The organism is Kitasatospora sp. NPDC047058 (genome assembly GCF_040643935.1).
GTDB lineage: Bacteria > Actinomycetota > Actinomycetes > Streptomycetales > Streptomycetaceae > Kitasatospora.
Genome location: NZ_JBEYVJ010000013.1, coordinates 23,093 through 41,146 on the forward strand (window position 1 = coordinate 23,093; position 18,054 = coordinate 41,146).

General features: G+C 73.4%; 14 protein-coding genes. 8 read left to right on the plus strand and 6 right to left on the minus strand.

The features are described from left to right. Positions 1-54: 54 nt before the first annotated feature. A complete protein-coding gene (locus tag ABZ885_RS03500; protein WP_360182947.1) occupies positions 55-789 on the plus strand; it encodes a DUF1295 domain-containing protein in 735 nt (244 codons plus the stop codon). Between the two features lie 128 nt (positions 790-917). Here the strand turns inward: ABZ885_RS03500 and ABZ885_RS03505 are convergent, their stop codons facing one another. From ABZ885_RS03505 to ABZ885_RS03515, 3 genes are all read right to left on the minus strand, one after another. Continuing rightward, complete coding sequence (locus ABZ885_RS03505) at positions 918-1,136, minus strand: DUF6480 family protein (protein ID WP_360182900.1); 219 nt, start codon at positions 1,134-1,136, stop codon at positions 918-920. A 196-nt stretch (positions 1,137-1,332) separates the two neighbouring features. Then, the gene (locus ABZ885_RS03510) at positions 1,333-1,986 is read right to left on the minus strand and encodes a sigma-70 family RNA polymerase sigma factor (RefSeq protein WP_360182902.1); all 654 of its coding nucleotides are present in this window, start codon (positions 1,984-1,986) and stop codon (positions 1,333-1,335) included. A 143-nt stretch (positions 1,987-2,129) separates the two neighbouring features. Continuing rightward, on the minus strand, positions 2,130-2,681 hold the full coding sequence (locus tag ABZ885_RS03515; RefSeq protein WP_360182904.1) for a helix-turn-helix domain-containing protein: 552 nt from the start codon (positions 2,679-2,681) through the stop codon (positions 2,130-2,132). Positions 2,682-2,744: 63 nt separating this feature from the next. Between ABZ885_RS03515 and ABZ885_RS03520 the strand changes: the two genes are divergently transcribed. Then, on the plus strand, positions 2,745-3,611 hold the full coding sequence (locus ABZ885_RS03520) for an alpha/beta hydrolase (protein WP_360182906.1): 867 nt from the start codon (positions 2,745-2,747) through the stop codon (positions 3,609-3,611). A 230-nt stretch (positions 3,612-3,841) separates the two neighbouring features. Continuing rightward, a complete protein-coding gene (locus tag ABZ885_RS03525; protein WP_360182908.1) occupies positions 3,842-5,974 on the plus strand; it encodes a SpoIIE family protein phosphatase in 2,133 nt (710 codons plus the stop codon). Positions 5,975-6,089: 115 nt separating this feature from the next. On the opposite strand, the gene ABZ885_RS03530 is transcribed toward ABZ885_RS03525, so the two are convergent. Next, positions 6,090-7,763, minus strand: coding sequence for an Imm49 family immunity protein (locus ABZ885_RS03530; RefSeq protein WP_360182910.1), 1,674 nt, complete (start codon positions 7,761-7,763; stop codon positions 6,090-6,092). A gap of 242 nt (positions 7,764-8,005) precedes the next feature. Between ABZ885_RS03530 and ABZ885_RS03535 the strand changes: the two genes are divergently transcribed. After that, positions 8,006-9,574 carry an MFS transporter gene (locus ABZ885_RS03535; RefSeq protein WP_360182912.1) on the plus strand — a complete coding sequence of 523 codons (1,569 nt, stop codon included), beginning with the start codon at positions 8,006-8,008 and terminating at the stop codon, positions 9,572-9,574. A gap of 222 nt (positions 9,575-9,796) precedes the next feature. Next, positions 9,797-9,949 (plus strand): hypothetical protein, encoded by a 153-nt coding sequence (locus ABZ885_RS03540; protein WP_209413824.1) that lies wholly within the window; start codon positions 9,797-9,799, stop codon positions 9,947-9,949. 522 nt (positions 9,950-10,471) lie between these two features. Here the strand turns inward: ABZ885_RS03540 and ABZ885_RS03545 are convergent. After that, positions 10,472-11,851, minus strand: a complete 1,380-nt coding sequence (locus ABZ885_RS03545) for a dipeptidase (protein ID WP_360182914.1) — start codon at positions 11,849-11,851, stop codon at positions 10,472-10,474. A 358-nt stretch (positions 11,852-12,209) separates the two neighbouring features. Continuing rightward, positions 12,210-13,541 (minus strand): L-serine ammonia-lyase, encoded by a 1,332-nt coding sequence (locus tag ABZ885_RS03550; protein ID WP_360182916.1) that lies wholly within the window; start codon positions 13,539-13,541, stop codon positions 12,210-12,212. A 341-nt stretch (positions 13,542-13,882) separates the two neighbouring features. On the opposite strand from ABZ885_RS03550, the gene ABZ885_RS03555 reads away from it, so the two are divergent. From ABZ885_RS03555 to ABZ885_RS03565, 3 genes are all read left to right on the plus strand, one after another. Further along, complete coding sequence (locus ABZ885_RS03555; RefSeq protein WP_360182918.1) at positions 13,883-14,899, plus strand: helix-turn-helix domain-containing protein; 1,017 nt, start codon at positions 13,883-13,885, stop codon at positions 14,897-14,899. A gap of 799 nt (positions 14,900-15,698) precedes the next feature. Then, complete coding sequence (locus ABZ885_RS03560; RefSeq protein WP_360182920.1) at positions 15,699-16,967, plus strand: S8 family peptidase; 1,269 nt, start codon at positions 15,699-15,701, stop codon at positions 16,965-16,967. Between the two features lie 188 nt (positions 16,968-17,155). Further along, a complete protein-coding gene (locus tag ABZ885_RS03565) occupies positions 17,156-18,052 on the plus strand; it encodes an alkaline phosphatase family protein (RefSeq protein ID WP_360182922.1) in 897 nt (298 codons plus the stop codon). The last annotated feature ends 2 nt before the right edge of the window (positions 18,053-18,054 follow it).

The window sequence follows — 18,054 nt, forward strand, 5'->3', positions numbered from 1 at the left end:
CCCGCCGCCTTCGCGGTCAACCTCGCCGCCACCGCCGGCGCCGCCCTCGTCGTGATGCTCCTCGCCTTCGCCGTCGGGGTGCGCACCGGACGCCACCGGGGCGTCGACGTCGCCTGGGGCCTGGCGTTCACCGCCGTCGCCTGGACCGGCTACGCCCTCTCCGCAGGCCACGGCGACCCCGGACGCCGCCTGCTGGCCACCGCCCTGGTGACGGTGTGGGGGCTGCGGTTGTCCGGCCACATCCGGTCGCGTTCGCGCGGCCACGGCGAGGACCCCCGCTACGACCGGATGCTCGCCAAGGCCCCCGGCGGGCGCCGCAGCGCCTACGCCCTGCGCATGGTCTACCTGCTGCAAGCGGCGATCGTCTGGTTCGTGTCCCTTCCCGTGCAGGCCGCCCAGTACCTCACCGACCCGCTGGGCCCGCTCGCCGTCGCCGCGCTCGCCCTGTGGGCGGTGGGGATGTTCTTCGAGGCGGTCGGGGACTGGCAGCTGTCCCGGTTCAGGGCCGACCCCGCGAACCGCGGCAAGGTCATGGAGCGCGGCCTGTGGGCGTGGACGCGGCACCCCAACTACTTCGGCGACGCCTGCGTCTGGTGGGCCCTGTTCCTGCTCGCCGCCGTCGAGCCGGTCGGCTGGGCGTTCGTCCTCAGTCCCGTCCTGATGACCTACCTGCTCGCCTTCGGCAGCGGCAAGCCCCTGCTGGAACGCCATCTCGGCTCCGGCAAGCCCGGCTGGGACGCCTACGTCGCCCGCACCAGCGGCTTCCTGCCCCGTCCCCCGCGCCGATGAGCCCACATGGTGGGACCACGCCCCCGGCCGGCAGACCCACACCCTCCAGGAGCTCCGAAGCGGCGGCGGGGCCACCGGCGTGTGCCCGGGCACCGTGGGCGGCGGGCGAGGTCACCGTCCCGCGACCGTCACCATCCCGCGATCCTCCCCACGGCGAAGCCCACGCAGCACACCACGAGGACGGCGATCACCAGCAGGGGAATCCAGGAGGGCCAGGCGTTGTGCAGCTCGACCGGCTCCGGAGTCGAGATGCCCGAGCATGTCGACGCCTCGCATTCGGGCGTCTCGGTGGGAAGGCTCACGGGCACGGGGCGCCCACGGACGGTGCTCTGCTGTTCGACGGTCATGACATCCTCCCGCTGCTGGGAAGTTCGGCAGACGTAGGGAACTCCGTACTTCGAACTCCGGCATCCTGGTGACGGCCGGGGCATGCCGCTGCGTTCTCAGGTCCATGGTCGTCCGGTCCGGGCTCCTGCGGCCACTCGCTCCGTCTGCGCATCGCCGGGAGCCGACCCGCAGATTCGACGGCAGGGCCCGCGGCGTTCATCGCCGCGCCCCCGGCAGGCGGCCCGGTACGGAGAACGGCCCTGCCGGCCGTGCTCCCGGCCCGGCCGGCTCGCCCTCGGGCGCGATCGCCGCCCGCAGCCGGATGAGCCCGTCACGGATCCGGGTCTTGACGGTGCCCAGCGGCGCCCCGATCCGGTACGCGATCTCCCGCTGCGTGTAACCGCCGTAGTAGGCCAGCACCACCGCCTCGCGCTGCACCGCACTCAGCTGGCCGAGCGCGGACCGGACCCGCTGCCGGTCGAGCGAACGGACCGCCTGGTCCTCCGGCGGCTCACTCGGCGCCGTCTCCTGCGCCCCGACCCGGCGGTCCCGCTCGGCGGACGCGCGCGCGGACCGCACCCGGTCCACCGCCCGACGGTGCGCGATGGTCAACGCCCAGGTCATCACCGACCCGCGCTCCGGCCGGTAGGCGGCAGCGGTGCGCCACAACTCCAGCAGGACCTCCTGCGCCACCTCCTCCGCGTGCACCGGGCTGTGCAGCGTCCGCAGCGCGACCCCGTACACCGGGCCGGCGACCACGCGGTACAGCGCCTCGAAGGCATCCTCGTCGCCCCGCGCGGCCCGTTGCAGCAGGCGGGGCAGGTCGCCACCCGCCGGCGCGTGGCAGTCGATGCTCCTCGACGAACTCACGGCTCCACCGTGCAGCGATTCACCCCGACCGGCCCAGTCGAACCGTTTGTGCAGCGCTTCTCCATCGGGGCCGTGCGGCCCGCGTCGGGCTCAAGGGGCTTGCCCACGCCCGGCGTGATCGAGCTCAGTGGCGATGAGGTAGGTCAAGGCCGCTCCTCGTCGGTGATGGGCGGACCGACCGGGAAGCGGATGGGGCTGAGCAGGTAGGGTGCGCGGCCCGGGGCCGGCCGGTTGGCCAGCCGGGGGCCCATGACCGCGAGCAACTCAGCTGTCATGTCGGCGAGTTCGTCCGGGCTGAGCCAGAGCGTCCCCTGGCGGTAGGAGACCGCGTCGGCCACCGGGTCGGCGCCGTCACGGTCGAGGTAGGCGTTGAACTCGGCGATCAGCACGGCCATGGCGGTGGCGAAGCCGCGGCGGTGGTCCTCCGGCGTCATCGCCGCGGCGGCGTCGGCATCGATGACCGGGCGGTCCTGGCGCAGCCGGTAGTGCCGCTCGACAGTGCCGCGCACCCGCTGCTCCCCGGCCACCTCCAGGAAGCCCGCCTCGGCCAGCAGGGCGACGTGCCGGTACATGGTCACCTTCGGCACCTCGGGCATGCGCTCGCACAGCTGCGCGGTGGTGAGCACCCGGCCGCCGGAGAGCGCGTGCACCACGCGCAGGCGCACCGGGTGGAGAAGTACGTCGGTGGTGTCCATGGCTTGACGATTCCATACTCGTTACTATTATCGAAAATGGAATCAATGACCTTGGAGGGGGACATGCGTCAGGCTTCGGGGCGGGCGGTGCGGGTCAACGGCCGGACCGTCCATGTCGAGGAAACCGGCAGCGGGGCGGACCGGGTGGTCTTCGAGGCGGGTGGGGGGATGGGGCGCACCTGCTGGGATCCCGTGCTGCCGTGGCTCACGGACCGGGCCGGGCTGGTCGCCTACGACCGCGCCGGCTTCGGCCGCAGCGGCCGGACGGCGACCCAGCTGAGCATCGAGGACCTGGCCGCGGACCTGGTCGCGCTGGTCGAGGCGGTCGTCCCCGACCGCTTCGTGCTCGTCGCGCACAGCATGGGCGGGCTGGTCGCACGCCGTGCGGCGGAGGGCCTGGGCCGGCGGATGCAGGGGCTGCTGCTGCTCGATCCGGCAGCGGAAGGCGCGCCCGTCTACGACACCTTCGACCGGACCGCCGCGAAGGTCGACCGTTCGCTGGCCGTGACCCAGGCGCTGTTCCGCTCCCGCCGCCTGGCCCGCCTGGCCAGCGGGAACATCCGGCGGCTGTTCCCGGCGGACACCTACGAGGCCATGCTCGCCGAGGACTTCGTCCCGTCCGGGACCGCACAGACGCGGAAGGAGATCAAGGCCGTGGCCGCGGCCATCCCTGTCTTCCGCGCCGACCCGCCGGCCCCGCCGGCCTGCCGGACGATCCTGCTCTCGGCCTCCCGTCCCCAGCCGGGCCGGGCACGGCACCACGCCGACCTGGCCGCGCACCAGCGGCGCTGGGCCGAGTCCCTCCCGGACGGCCGGTTCGAAACGGTCGACTCCGGTCACTTCATCATGGCCGAGCAGCCGGAGATCGTCGCCGACAGGGTCGAGCACCTCCTCGCCCACACCGGCCGGGCGGGCGCCGGGTCGGCCTGACAGGACTCCCGCCGCCCGCCCGGGCCTGCCCCACGGCTCACGCGTCCATGCCGAGCCGTCGCCCCGTGGATAGACTGACCAGGCGTTCCGGGAACGGACCCGGCGCGGGCGACGGAGCACCCGCCGCGTCCCGCAGTCGCGTGTACGGCACTCTCCGGGACCGCAGCGGCGGGGGCGAGCCGGTCGCAGATGATCCGGCAGCGGGCCATCGATCGGACGGGAGCCCTGCCATGGCGAACACGTCCAGGTCTCCGGGCGGCCACCACCCCGAGATCACCCGCCCCGTGTCCGACCGCGCCCCCTCGTCGTCGGCTCCCCGGGACGACACCGAGCCGACCGCGGCCAACGACCGGCTGGCGCTCAACGGCATGGGCAGCTTCGACTGGGACCTCGACAAGGGCACCTACCACCTCGACGACGTGGGCCTGGACGTGTTCGACCTGCGGGCCGACGAGTTCGACGGAGAGCCCGCGTCACTCTCCGCGAGGGTGGTGCCCACGGACAGCGAGCGGCTCGACGAGGCCGTGTCGCTCGCGCTGCGGGAGGGACACCTGACCTTCGCGTCCTACTTCCGCCTGATCTGCCGCGACGGAACCCTGCGCTGGGCCCACACGCAGGGGCGCATCCTGCGCGACCCGCAGGCGCGCCCCTACCGCATCGTCGGCATCGTCCGCAACGCCGAGGAGGAGCTGGCCCACGCCGAGGGGATGCGCACGCTCGCCGCCGACCGGCGCCGCCAGACGGACTCCGTGCGCGCCACCACCGAAGCCCTCGCCCGCGCCATCACCGTCGGCGACGTGACCAACGTGCTGACCGACAGCGAAGGGCTGCGACGCTTCGGGGCGGACGGGCTGGCCCTCGGACTGGTGGACGGGGACGTCATGCGCCTCGTCGCCGCGACCGAGCAACCGTCGGCCGAGCTCAGGGCCCGGGACGACCTGTCACTGACCCACCTGGGGGACGGCCTCCCGCTGTCCGAGGCCGTGCTCACCCGACGCGCGCGATTCCTCGGCACCAGGGAGGAACTGACCACCCGCTATCCCCGCCTGCTGCCCTATGCCGAGGAGATGGGGATCGAGGCGGCGGCCTTCCTGCCCCTGGCCGCCCAGGCCCGCTCCATCGGCGCCCTGGGCCTGTTCTACCGGGACCGGCACCACTTCAGCACCGAGGACCGCAACATCTGCATCGCGCTCAGCAGCGCGGTCGCCCAGTCCCTGCAACGCGCCATGCTCTTCGACCAGGAGCGGGAGTTCGCGACCACGCTCCAGACCACCATGCTGCCCCGCCGCATCCCCGAGATCAACGGCGGCGAGGTGGCCGTCCGCTACCGGGCCGGCCGCAGCGGACGCGAGGTGGGCGGGGACTGGTACGACGTCATCCCCCTGCCGGGCCGGCGGGTCGGTCTCGTGGTCGGCGACGTGGAGGGCCACGACAGCCACGCGGCCGCCATCATGGGCCAGTTGAGGATCGCTCTGCGGGCCTACGCCACCGAGGGACACACCCCTGCCACGGTCATGGCCCGCGCGTCCAGGTTCCTCGCCGACCTCGACACCGAGCGGTCCGCGACCTGTATCTACGTCGACGCCGACCTGGAGACCGGAACCCTGCGCCTGGTGCGGGCCGGCCACCTCGAGCCACTCGTGCGGCACAGCAGCGGCCTCACCGGCTGGGCCGGCGTCCGCGGTGGCCTGCCGCTCGGCGTGGCCACGGTGTTCGGCCAGGACGGCTACCCCGAGACCCGTCTCGACCTCAACCCTGCGGACACCCTGCTCCTGTGCACCGACGGATTGGTCGAACACCCCGGCCGGGACATCTCGGACGGCATCGAAGCCCTCGTCGCCGCCCTGCGCGACGGCCCCCGGGACACCGAGGCGCTCGCCGACCACCTGTGCGGCGGCCATCCGAGCCGCCTCGGCAGCAGCGACGACGTCGCGCTCCTGCTGCTGCACCGCGCAGCCGTACCCGGCGCCCAGGCCACCCGGCAGATGACCCAGCACGTCCACCAGGCCGATCCGGAAGGGCTGGCGGAGACCCGGGCCATGCTCCGCCAGGCCCTGGCCGCGTGGGGTGCGACCGACCTCATGCCGGACGTCGAACTCACTGCGGACGAACTGATCACCAACGCCCTGGTCCACACCGACGGGGGCGCACTGCTCACCCTGGAACTGCGGGCCGGGGCCGCCCCGTGCATCCGCCTGGAGATCCGGGACCGCTCCAGCGTCCTGCCGCGCCGCCGGTCCCCCGGCGAGACCGCCACCTCCGGCCGCGGTCTGCTGCTGGTGGACGCCCTCACCGGGAGCTGGGGCGTGGAACCGCTCGGCAGCGGCAAGAACGTCTGGTGCGAATTCCCGCTGGCGGGTTGACCGTCCGAGGCGGTGTCCAGCCCTGCGCGGCCGGCGGCCGTGCGGGGCTGCCGCTGCCGGGTCCGTGCCCGGTCCGGTGTGGCGTGCCTGTGCCGGACCGGGTGCGGACCGTGCGTCAGGCGGACGCGGCCGGCGCGAGCAGGCGCGGCGGGAGGTAGGGCGACCGGACCCGGACGGACCAGCCCCGGCTGTGGTGGGCGTGGCAGGCGAGGGCGAGGACGTCCAGGCTGAGCGCGGCGCCGGGATCGTCGGCGCGGTCGGCGACGGAGTGGTGGTCCCGGTGGGCTTCCAGGGCATCCAGCAGGGCGAGGTTGAAGCTGGTCTCGTCACCCTCGACGAGCTGGGAGAACAGGACGACCGGGGGCGGGAGGAAGCCGCTCTGGTCCCCGGTGCGCTCCGCCTCCTTGAGGGCGCGTTCGGTGGCCGGGAGCGGGTCGGCGCCGCGGAGGTGGTCGTGCAGGGCGGTGCGGTAGGCGGCGAACGGGGAGCGGTCCCCGGCGGCGATCGTCGGGCCGGCCAGGAGGAGCGGTTCCAGGGCCTCGGAGCTGTTCGTGATCAGGGCGTAGGACAGGGCCGTCTGCCAGAAGACCGGGCCGAAGTCCCTGTCCCGGCAGGCCGGGAAGCGCAACACCCGGCCGTCGATCGACACTTCGGCCTCGGTACCCGGTTCGGCGAGGGCGGCCCGGAAGGCGGCGGCCCCGAGCTGGGAGCCGAGCCGCAGGTGCGCGAGCATGGCGTCGGTCGCGTCGGCGGACTGCGCAGCGTGGCCCATGAGGAGCCAGGTCTGGTAGCGCAGGGCGCCCGAGAGCTCCCGAGCGTCCAGCGGCTCGCCCTCCTTCGGCGTGATGGCCTCCCGGGTGCGCCGCTCGAACCGCGCCTCGCTGTCCGGGCTGAGCCGGCGGTCGAGGACCGGCCGCTCGAGGTCGACGGGACCGGCGGCGAGCCGGGCCACGGCGTCGGGCCGCCGGCCACGGCCGAGGCCGGCGACGCGCGGCCCCGGCGTCTCGAAACCGGTGACCAGGGCGTGGGGGAGGTAGTCGGTCTCCACCGCCGGGGCCCAGCCGTGCGTACGGTAGGCGAGGGCGGCGAGGGCGATCGGGACGAGCGGCAGGAGGCCGGCGGGCCCGGTGCCGTGCGGGCCCTCCTGGAGGAGCGCGAGCAGCGCGGCGTCGAAGGCCTCGCGGTCCGCGTCGGTGAGGGCGCGCAGCGCGCGCAGGCCGGGCTGCGGCTCGCCGGCGGAGGCGGAGGCGGCAGCGGGGCCCTCCTCCTCGAAGAAGTGGGCCACGAACCCGTCGACGAGTTCGAGGGCGGGGGTGACCGGCTCGTCGGGCATCAGCTGCCGGGCCCAGCAGAAGGCCTCGCCGTGGGGGGAGACCTTGTCGGCGACGATCGCGAGGCAGAAGGCGTCGAGCCACTCCCGAGGCGTCACCCGGTGGAAGGGGTCACGTTCGAGGCCGTCCTCGCGGTGGTAGCTCATCCCGAAGTTCGGGTAGTCGAGGAAGACGCTGAAGCCGTCGTGCGGGTAGTAGGCGGCGAAGGAGACGGCGCCGCAGGCCGCCTCGGTGGCGTCCTTGAGGACGGCCTTGGCCTCGGGGAAGTGCAGGTCGGGGCGGGAGGTGGAGAGCGCGCCGAGGTAGTCGAGGAAGGAGTCGGCGATCAGCTGCCACTCCATGGTGGTCATCAGACCGGCGCGGGAGTAGGAGTGGACCTGCCTCCCGATCCGGTTGACGAAGTCCTCCCGGGCCTTCTCCACCCTCGCCCCGTCCACCTGGTGACGTTCGATCCGCACAGTCCTGCCCCCTTGATCATCGAGCTGCGCCCAGCCTAAGCGGTGGGTCCGACAACCTGCGCCGTCGCTCCGGACGCGGCTACGCCGGGCGCAGCTACGCCGGGCGCGGCCCGGGGCCCCTCGCTAGCATGGGAGCCGCCGAGCCAACGGCAGGAATCCGGGCCCGTTCCGCCACGAACGGGCCCGTCCCCCCAGGTGGTCCGCCGGCAGTGCACGCGCGGACGCACCCCGAAGGGATGGCGATGCAGACTGCTCCCGCCGGCGGATCCTCGCGTTACCTGGTGCTGGCGGCGATGATCTTCGCCGTTGCGATGACCTTCATCGACCAGACCATCGTGTCGATCGCCGTACCGAACATCCAGCACGAGCTGAAGCTCACCAGCACCGGGGTGCAGTGGGCGGTCAACGCCTACCTGCTCACCCTGGCGGCGTTCTTCGCGTTCGGCGGCCGGCTCGCCGACACGGTCGGTCACCGCAGGATGGTGGTCCTCGGGGTGCTGGTCTTCGCGGGCGCCTCGGCCTGTTGCGGCCTCACCCCCACCGGGAGCCTGGCCGAGGCGTGGCTGATCACCTTCCGCGCCGTCCAGGGCTTCGGCGGCGCGATCATGTTCCCGGCGGCCCTCGCCATCGTGGTGCAGAGCTTCGCGCTGCGCGAGCGGGGGCGGGCGCTGGCCCTGTTCTTCGGCATCGCGGGCGGTCTGACCGCGATCGGCCCGGTCCTCGGCGGCTACCTGACCGAATGGACCTGGCGGGCCATCTTCTGGGTGAACCTGCCGGTGGCCGCCGTCGCACTGGTGCTGGTCGCGCTCTCCAAGCCGGTCACGGAGATCCGTCCGGCGCCCATGGACTACCGGGGCCTGGTCCTGATCGCCGGCGGTGTCGGGCTCAGTGTCTTCGGGTTCCAGCAGTCGCAGGTCTGGGGCTGGTCGAACCCGGCGATCGGGCTCTGCATCGCGGCCGGCGCCGCGCTGCTGGTCGTCTTCGTGCTCGTCGAGAAACGCACCGCCTCGCCGCTGATCCAGGTGGACATCTTCCGCATCCGCGCGTTCTCCGTGCAGAACCTCGTGCTCGGCGTCTCGATGCTGGTCTTCGTCCCGGTGTTCTTCTTCTCCAGCGAGTACGCGCAGATCGCGCTGGGCGACTCCTCCTCGGAGGCCGGTGTCTTCCTGCTCTACTTCTTCATCGGGTTCGTGATCGCCTCGCAGATCGGCGGCCGGATGCTCGACCGGGGCGGCGCGAAGCGGCCGGTGGTGCTCGGGTGCGTGCTGGCCACGGTCGGGTTCTACCTGTGGGCGGGCGACGTGACCTCGCTGAGCTTCAGCGAGCAGCAGTGGGACATCGTGCTGGCCGGCGCAGGCATGGGTTTCATGCTCTCGCCCGCGAGCACGGACGCGGTCAACCGCGCCTCGCGGCTGTCCTACGGCGAGGCGACCGGCATCACGCAGACGGTTCGCAACTACGCCGCGAGCCTGGGACTGGCCGTGCTGGGCACCGTCTTGGTCACCGACCTGCGCTCCCGGCTGACCGACTCCCTGGTGGCCCAGGGCGTGCCGCCCGACCAGGCGTCCGCCACGGCCGCCCACCTCTCCCAGGTCCAGGCGCAGAGCGGAGGGAGCGGAGGCACCGCGGACATCCCGCAGTTCTTCCGGGTCGACTTCGCGCACGCCACCCAGACGGTCTTCTACTGGATGGCGGGCATCATGGCCGTGGCCGCGGTGGTGGCGATCGTCGGCCTCCGCCCGGGCGTGCAGGCCGAGCCCGCCCCCGAGCAACAGCAACCCCTCCCGACCGGCCACGAGGGCCAGGCCTGAGCCGGCAACCAGGCGGACCGGCGCCGGACAGCAGGCGGCCACACCCGGCACACCTCTTGCTCACCAACCGACAAGCCTTCAAACACCAGGACAACAACCCAATCAGGCTATGAATTGGCGGCAGTTTCCCAAAAATTGGTGTAGAATCCTAGGCATAAGGGGGCCTTGGGGCTGATGCGGAAGCCATCGGCAGGCCACCCGCCGACAGGGGGAACGACCGTCATGAACTACCACCTCGACACCGCGCGCGCCATCATCGACGAGCGGATGCGGGAGGCCGAGCAGCACCGCCTCGCCCACGCGCTGTACCTGAAGAACCGCGCCGAGGCCAAGACCCGGCGGGCCCGCCTGCTCCTCGCCCGCCTCGGCGGATGAGCACCGCCCCGGCAGGGCGTCACCCGCGGCGTGACGCCCTGGCCACCGGCCGGCCGGCGGGTCGCTGACCCGGGAGCAGCGTCTCCCCGCTCATCGAACACCGGCCACGGCCGCACCACCGCGGCTCCGGAGTGCGCCCGCCCCTGACGCGGTTGACGATCCGGTCCCCGTACGACAGCCGGCCGGAAGCCCGCCGGCCCGTCTTCCGCAGGTGCCCGTGCGCCGCCGCGAAGCGGGCCGTGATCCACCCGACTCCGCCTCCGCGAGCTCGACGCCGGCCTCAGGAACACCTTCGCGAGCTCGTTCCGCCCCGGCCGAGCCGGCCGCCATGGCGGCCCGGCGGCGCCCCGGTCAGGCGCGTACCCACTCGGCAGTCCTCCGCCGAGATCCTTCCGCCGGCCTCGAATCCGATGACCCCTGCCGGCAGGTCACGCAACCGGTCGATCACGGCGACTCCTCCACACGGGTGCTGGTCAGGCGTCGGCCGCCGCTGCACCCCCGGTTCGGAGGGGCGACGAGGGATCAGCGGCCGGCGGCTCGGGGGTAGTGACGCAGGAACAGCGCCTCGACCAGGGCCATCTTCTCGATCTCGGCCGGGTCGACGCTCTCGTTGGGGGCGTGGATGAGGCAGCGCGGCTCCTCCACGCCCATCAGGATCAGCTCGGCGTCGGGGAAGGCCGAGGCGAGGACGTTGCACAGCGGGATCGAACCGCCCTGGCCCAGGTAGGAGACCGGCTTGCCGTACGCCTCGCGCATGGCGCGGTCGAGCGCGGCGTAGGCCGGCCCGTCGGTCGCCGCGCGGAACGGCGATCCGGTGCCCTCCCGTTCGACCTCGACGTGCGCGCCCCAGGGGGCCGCGGCCTTGAGGTGGGCCGTGAGGGCGTCGGCGGCCGCGCCGGCGTCCGTCCCGGGCGGTACTCGCAGGCTCACCCGGGCCCTGGCCCGGGCGGGGACGGCGCCGGCCGAGCCGACCACGGGCGGGCAGTCGATACCGAGCACGGTGACCGCCGGGCGTGCCCACAGCCGGTCGGCGACACTGCCGGAGCCGAGCAGTGCGACGCCGTCCAGCACCCCGGCGTCCGCGCGGAACCGCTGCTCGTCGTAGCCGACGCCCGGCCAGGTGCCGCCGCCGTCCAGGCCGCGGACGCGGGTGCCGCCGTCGGCGTCGCGCAGCGAGTCGAGCAGGCGGATGAGCGCGGCGAGCGCGTCGGGGGCCGGGCCGCCGAACATGCCGGAGTGCACGTCCCCGGCCAGGGTGGAGACGGTGACCACGACGTCGGCCAGGCCGCGCAGCACCGTCGTCGCCGTCGGGGTGCCCACGGCGGCGTTGCCGGTGTCGCAGATCAGCAGGGCGTCCGCGTGCAACTCGTCGGCGTGGCCGGGGACGTAGGCCTCCAGTCCGCCGGTGCCCTGCTCCTCCGATCCCTCGACGACCAGCTTGATGCCCACCGGAACGTCGTCGCCGAGCGCCCGCAGGGCGGTGAGGTGCAGGACGATGTTGCCCTTGCAGTCCGCGGCGCCGCGCCCGTACCAGCGGCCGTCGCGCTCGGTGAGCTCGAACGGCGGGGAGTGCCAGGCGGCGTCGTCCAGCGGGGGCTGGACGTCGTAGTGGCTGTAGAGCAGGACGGTGGGGGCGCCGGGCGGGGGCGGACGGTGGCCGAGGACGGCGTGGCTGCCGTCCGGGGTCTCCACCAGGCGGACGTCCTGCAGCCCGGCCTCGGCGAAGGCGGCGGCGACCCAGTCGGCCGTGCGCCGGCAGTGCTCGGGCGGGAACTGGCGGGCGTCGGCGACGGACGGCATCGCCACCAGTTCGGCGAGGTCGGCCATGGCCCGGGGCATCAGTGCGGCGACCCGGGCGGCGAGGTCGTCGGCCGCGTGCGGGGCGGCGGTCGGCTCAGTCATCGACGCGGTCCGCGGTCTTGAGCGCGTCGAACCGTTCCCGGTAGCCCGCCGGCCTGTCCGGGCAGTACACCTTGATCACTTCGGCGCCCGCCGCCAGGATCCGGCTGTCGGCGATGACCGGGCGCCTCCCGGGACCGGCCGGCGCCGTTGGCGATCCGGACCCGCCACAGACCCTGCCGCCTCCGGCCCGGCCGGCGCCACCACCCGGCCTGTCAACGGTGCTCAACGGAAGCCTCCTCACCCGGCCGGTCGACGCTTCACACGTCGTCTCCGATCGTGGCGGCCCTCCGTTCCCGCCGCACGCCCGCTTGGGCCGTTGGACGTGACCGGGGCCCCGGCACCGGAGATGCCCCTCCGGTCAGCACTGGGGGAAGTTGACGGCGAGGCCGCCGAGTGCGGTCTCCTTGTACTTGCTGCTCATGTCCGCCCCGGTGTCGCGCATGGCACGGATGGCGGCGTCGAGCGGGACGAGGTGCCGCCCGTCGCCGTTGAGGGCGAGGCGGGCCGCGGCGATGGCCTTGAGGCTGCCGATGGCGTTGCGTTCGATGCAGGGGATCTGGACGAGTCCGGCGACGGGGTCGCAGGTCAGGCCGAGGTGGTGTTCCAGGGCGATCTCCGCGGCGTTCTCCACCTGGCCGGGGGTACCGCCCAGGAGTTCGGCCAGGCCGGCGGCGGCCATGGCGGCGGCGGTGCCGACCTCTCCCTGGCAGCCGACCTCGGCGCCGGAGACGGAGGCGTTGCGCTTGACGATGATGCCGATGGCGGCGGCGGTGAGCAGGAAGCGCACGGTGCCGTCGTCGTCGGCGCCGGGGACGAACCGGTGGTAGTAGTGCAGGACGGCGGGGAGGACGCCCGCGGCGCCGTTGGTGGGCGCGGTCACGACCCGGCCGCCGGCGGCGTTCTCCTCGTTGACCGCCAGCGCGTGGAGCGCGACCCAGTCCATGGCGTGCAGCGGGTCGCCGGGACCGCCGTGCCGGCGGAGGCGGCGGTGGAGCGCCGGGGCGCGACGGGGGACGTCCAGGCCGCCGGGCAGGGTGCCCTCGGTGCGACAGCCGCGGTCGACGCAGTCGCGCATGACGTCCCACAGGCGCAGCAGCCGTTCGCGGACCTCGCTCTCGGGCCGCCGGGCGGTCTCGTTGGCCAGCATCAGGTCGCTGATCCGGCCCTCTCCGGCCCGGTTGACGAGCTGTTCGGCGTCGGTGAAGGGGTGGGGCACCTCGTGCGGGGCGTCACGGGCCTCGTGGAGCAGGAAGCCCCCGCCGATGGAGTGGAAGGTCCGGCTGTCCAGAACGACGTCGTCCCGGTCGAGGGCGGTGAACGTCAGGGCGTTGGGGTGGGCGTCCGGCAGGAACCGGTGGTGGAGGACGAGAGCGAACTCGACGGCCTGCGACCCACACAGCCGGACCCGGCGCTCGGCCGTGATCCGGCGGAAGCGCTCGTCGGCGGTGGTGACGTCGACCGTCTCCGGCCGTTCGCCGGCGAGTCCGAGCAGGACGGCCTTGTCGGTGCCGTGACCGACCCCGGTGGCGGCCAGCGAGCCGTACAGTTCGACGTCGATGGTGGCGACCTCGGCCAGCACGCCCTCCCGCTCCAGCCCCCCGACGAAGTGGTGGGCGGCGCGCATCGGCGCCACCGTGTGGGAGCTTGACGGTCCGATGCCGACGCGGAACAGGTCGAACACGCTGATCAATGAGGGCTCCAGGGGGAGGCGGCCGGGGGTGGGGCTATCGGTCTACCGCCCGCCGGACCCGCGTGGTGGCGACGGACCGCCACTGGCGTGGACGGGCACCCGGCCGGGATTGCGGACCTCCGTCCGGCCGCCCTGCCGGTCCGGGGCTCCGGCCGGATGGTGCGGATCCCGGTCGGGCCTGGTGTGGATCTTGGTCCAGGGGGGTCTCGCCCGACACCTACCGGTTGGTACGTGCCACGATGCCCGGCACACCGCACGCAGCCGGCAGCGACGGGGCCGGAGCGGCCGTGCCGCTTCCGGTGCACGCCCGAGCCGGCCCACCTTGACCGGGAGAAACGCCGATGACCGCCGAGGACCTGCCGACGCACCTGTGCCGCCTGGGGCTGACACGCCGTGAGGCGGAGGCCTACACCGCGCTGCTCGCCGCCCGGTCCGACGACGGCGGGCGGCCGGCCGGGAGCCCGCGGTGCGACCGGGGAGCGCCCGGGGACCGCGGCCCGGACGGCGATCCGGCGCTGCAGCAGGACCTCGCCCAGCTGCGCAGGCTCGGCCTGGTCACCGTCTCGGAGGCCGAGGGCGGCCGGCACGTCCCGGTGGAGCCCACCATCGCGCTGGAGTTCCTGGCGCACAGCCGCGCCGCGGAGCTAAGAGAGGCCCAGCAGGCCGCCGTCAACGCCTACGGCGGCTACCGGCGCTCCGTCAGTCCCCAACCGACCGAGAACCTGGTCGAGGTGGTCACCGGCGCCTCCATCGTCGAGCGCATCGAGACCATCGAGGCGGCCGCCGAGAGCGAGGTGCTGCGCTTCGACTCTCCGCCGTACCACACGCACGGGACGGCCAACCCGACGCAGATCGAGAAGCTCCGGCAGGGTGTGGAGTACCGCGTCGTGTACTCCCGGTCGGCCGTCCAGAACGCCGCGTACTACGCCGCCAACATCAAACCCTGTATCGCCGCCGGGGAGCAGGCCCGGATCCTGCCCACCGTCCCGGTGAAGCTCACCATCTTCGACGGCAGGCTGGCCATCGTGTCGATGTCGTTCGTCGAGGCGGAGGTCAACGACTCGCTGCTGCTGGTCCGTCCGTCGAGCCTGCTGTCCGCGCTCACGGGGTTGTTCGAGGCGTCCTGGCGGGCGGCGTTGCCGATGCACCTGAGCGGCCGTGTGCCGCCGGCTCTCACCCCGATCCACCGGCGCATCATCGAGCTGCTCGCCACCGGGGTCACCGACGACACCATCGCCGAGCTGCTGGGCGTCAGCCGCCGCACCCTCTCGCGCCACCTGGAACAGCTCAACTCCCGTGCCGGATCGGTCACCCGCTTCCAGATGGCCCTGCACGCGGCACGCAACGGCTGGATCTGATCCGGTCGCCGGCCGTTCGCGGCGGGGCCGGAAGCGACCCCGCCTCCAGACGGGCTGCAGCCACCGGCTCGTGTGCGACCTTCATGGCCAAAGTGCGCCAGTGGCGGCAAGTGACTCCTGCCACAGCCTTTCTGACGGTACTTCTGGTGCACCGGCTCCCCCCGCCGGACCGGAGTTCTCGCGTCGGGCCGTGAGCCCTCCCCCGTGCCGGGCTCGGCCGGGTCGACACGGCTCGCACCCTTCCGCCCGGATCCTGACCCCACCCAGGAGACGTTCATGCTCAGGAAGTTCGCCATCGGCACAGGCGTCACCGCCGGCGCCGACACCCTCTCCCCGGCAGGCGCCCGTTCCTCCGCCTCGCCGCGAGGCAGGAAGCCGTGGGAGTTCGGCGCCGGCCACGACAGCGCGCCTTCAAGCCCCCCGGCCACAACGGCCCTCCTGAGCTGAGGCTCCGACACACCCGCTTCACCGCAGCACCGTTCAGCGCAGAAAGCGGTCGGATGCCGCCCGGACAGCGGCCGGGTACGACCTCGGAGGCGGCCGGCCACGCGGGCCCGCGCCATCCTCACCTCTGAACGTCCGCCGCCGCATCCGCGTACCGCCTGGCCGGACGAACGCCCGCCGTCACCGGTCCGCCGGTCCGCCCGGACGACCGGCGCCTTCCGCGTCGTCGACGTCGGGCGCCCCACCACCCCCGTCCCGAAGCGGCGAACCCCGCCGCGCTCCTCGAGGAGTTCCCTTGTCCCTGTACCGCACACGTCGCCGTGCCCGTAGGACGAAGCCGACGACCGTGGTCGCCGTGGCCACCGCCGTCGCCGCCGCAGCGGCCGCGGTGGTCATCAGCCCGGCGAACGCGGCCCAGCACGCCACCGACGACGCGCGGACCGCCGCAGAGCCGATAGCCGGCCGCTACCTGGTGGTGTTCAAGGACGGTGCGGCGCCGCCCACTTCCCCCGCCCAGGAAACCCCCGTCCAGGAAGCCCCCGCACCAGGAGCCGCCGCGCAGGCCGGGCGGATGCCGGTGGCGGACGTCGCGGCCCGGCTGGCGCAGGCCCACGGCGGCTCCGTCCGGACGGTCTTCGACACGGCGCTGCACGGCTACGTCGCCGAGATGACACCGGCCGAGGCGAAGGCGGTGGCCGCGGACCCGGCGGTCGAGTCCGTGGAGCAGGACGGCATCCGGCACTCGGGGTCGGCGCCGCAGGCCGCCCAGGCGGCTTCGGTGGCCAGTTGGGGCCTGGACCGCATCGACCAGCGGAACCTGCCGCTGGACAACGGCTACACCGCACCGAACACCGCCGCCAACGTCACGGTCTACCTGGTCGACAGCGGACTGCGCACCACGCACAGCCAGTTCGGCGGGCGGGCGAGCATCGGGGTGGACCTGGTCGGTGACGGTCGCAACGGCGCCGACTGCCTGGGGCACGGCACCCACGTCGCGGGCACCGTCGGCGGCAAGGACTACGGGGTGGCCAAGGGCGTGCGGCTGGTCTCCGTCCGCGTCACCCCGTGCAACGACTCCATCCCCACGTCCGCCATCGTCTCGGCCGCCGACTGGATCACCAAGCACGCCGTCAGGCCGGCCGTGGTCAACATGAGCATCAACGGCGGCGTCAGTGCCGCGGAGGACAAGGCGATCCGCAACTCGATCGCCTCCGGCATCACGTGGGTGGTCTCCTCGGGCAACGGCGGTGCCGACGCGTGCAGGAACTCGCCCGGCGACATCGGCGAGGCCATCGTCGTGAACAACTCCACCTCGGCCGACCAGCGCCGCTCGGACTCGAACTGGGGCGCCTGCACGGACCTGTTCGCGCCCGGCACCGGCATCACCTCGGCCTGGAACGGCGGCGACGACGACAGCCACCAGCTGACCGGCACCTCGATGGCCGCGCCGCACGTCGCCGGTGCCGCCGCGCTCTACCTGTCGGCCCACCCCCAGGCCACTCCCGCGCAGGTCCAGGACGCGCTGGTCAAGGCCGCCACCACCGGCAAGATCGGCAAGGCCGGGACGAACACCCCGAACCGGCTCCTCTACGTCAGCGGCCTGGGCGACAACCCCACCAGGTGACGACCGCTCCCCGGGGTCGGGCTCCCCCGACCAACCCCCGACCAACCCCCGACCAGCTCCCGACCAGCTCCCCGGCCGGCCGCGCCCGCGCGTCCCGGCCGGTTCACCGAGCCCCGTCCGGGCCGGCGGCCGAGTGCCGCCGCCCGGGTCCTGAACCACCTCCCCGCACCCCGACACAGGAGACACCCATGTCCACCGGTACCCCCGGCCGTCACCGCCGCTCCCGGAAGAAGATCCTGCTCGCCGTCGCCCTGCCGACCGCCCTGGCGGCGGGCGCCGCCACCGCCACGGCGGGGATCGGCTCCGCCTCCGCCGCGGCGACCGTGCCGAAGCCGGACCACGTCGTCGTGGTCATGATGGAGAACCACGCCTTCCAGCAGATCATCGGCAGCAAGGACGCGCCGTACCTGAACTCGCTCGCCAAGGGCGGCGCCGTCCTCAAGGCCTCCTACGGCATCACCCACCCCAGCCAGCCGAACTACTTCGCCGTCTTCTCCGGCAGCACCCAGGGCGTCACCGACGACGGCTGCTACAAGGTCGGCTCCATGTCGGCCCCCAACCTGGCCTCCGAGCTGATCGCGGCGGGCAGGACCTGGGGCAGCTACAACGAGTCGCTGCCGAGCGAGGGATCCACCACCTGCAAGAGCGGCAAGTACGCCCAGAAGCACAACCCCTGGTTCGCGTTCAAGAACGTGCCGACCGCCACCGGCCACACCTTCGACCAGTTCCCCACGGACTTCGGCAAGCTCCCCGCCGTCTCCTTCGTCACCCCCAACCTCTGCTCCGACATGCACGACTGCTCCGTGGGCACCGGCGACGGCTGGATCAAGAACAACCTCGGCGCGTACGCCGAGTGGGCCAGGACCCACAACAGCCTGCTCGTCATCACCTACGACGAGGACGACAAGCACAGCGGCAACCAGATCCCCACCGTGCTGTACGGACAGCCCGTCAAGGCCGGCTCCGCGCCGACCACCAAATACAACCACTACGACATGCTCCGCACCCTGGAGGACCTGGCCGGGCTCGGCACGCACGCCGGCAAGGCGGCCAACGCCCACGACATCGCCGGCGTCTGGAGCTGACC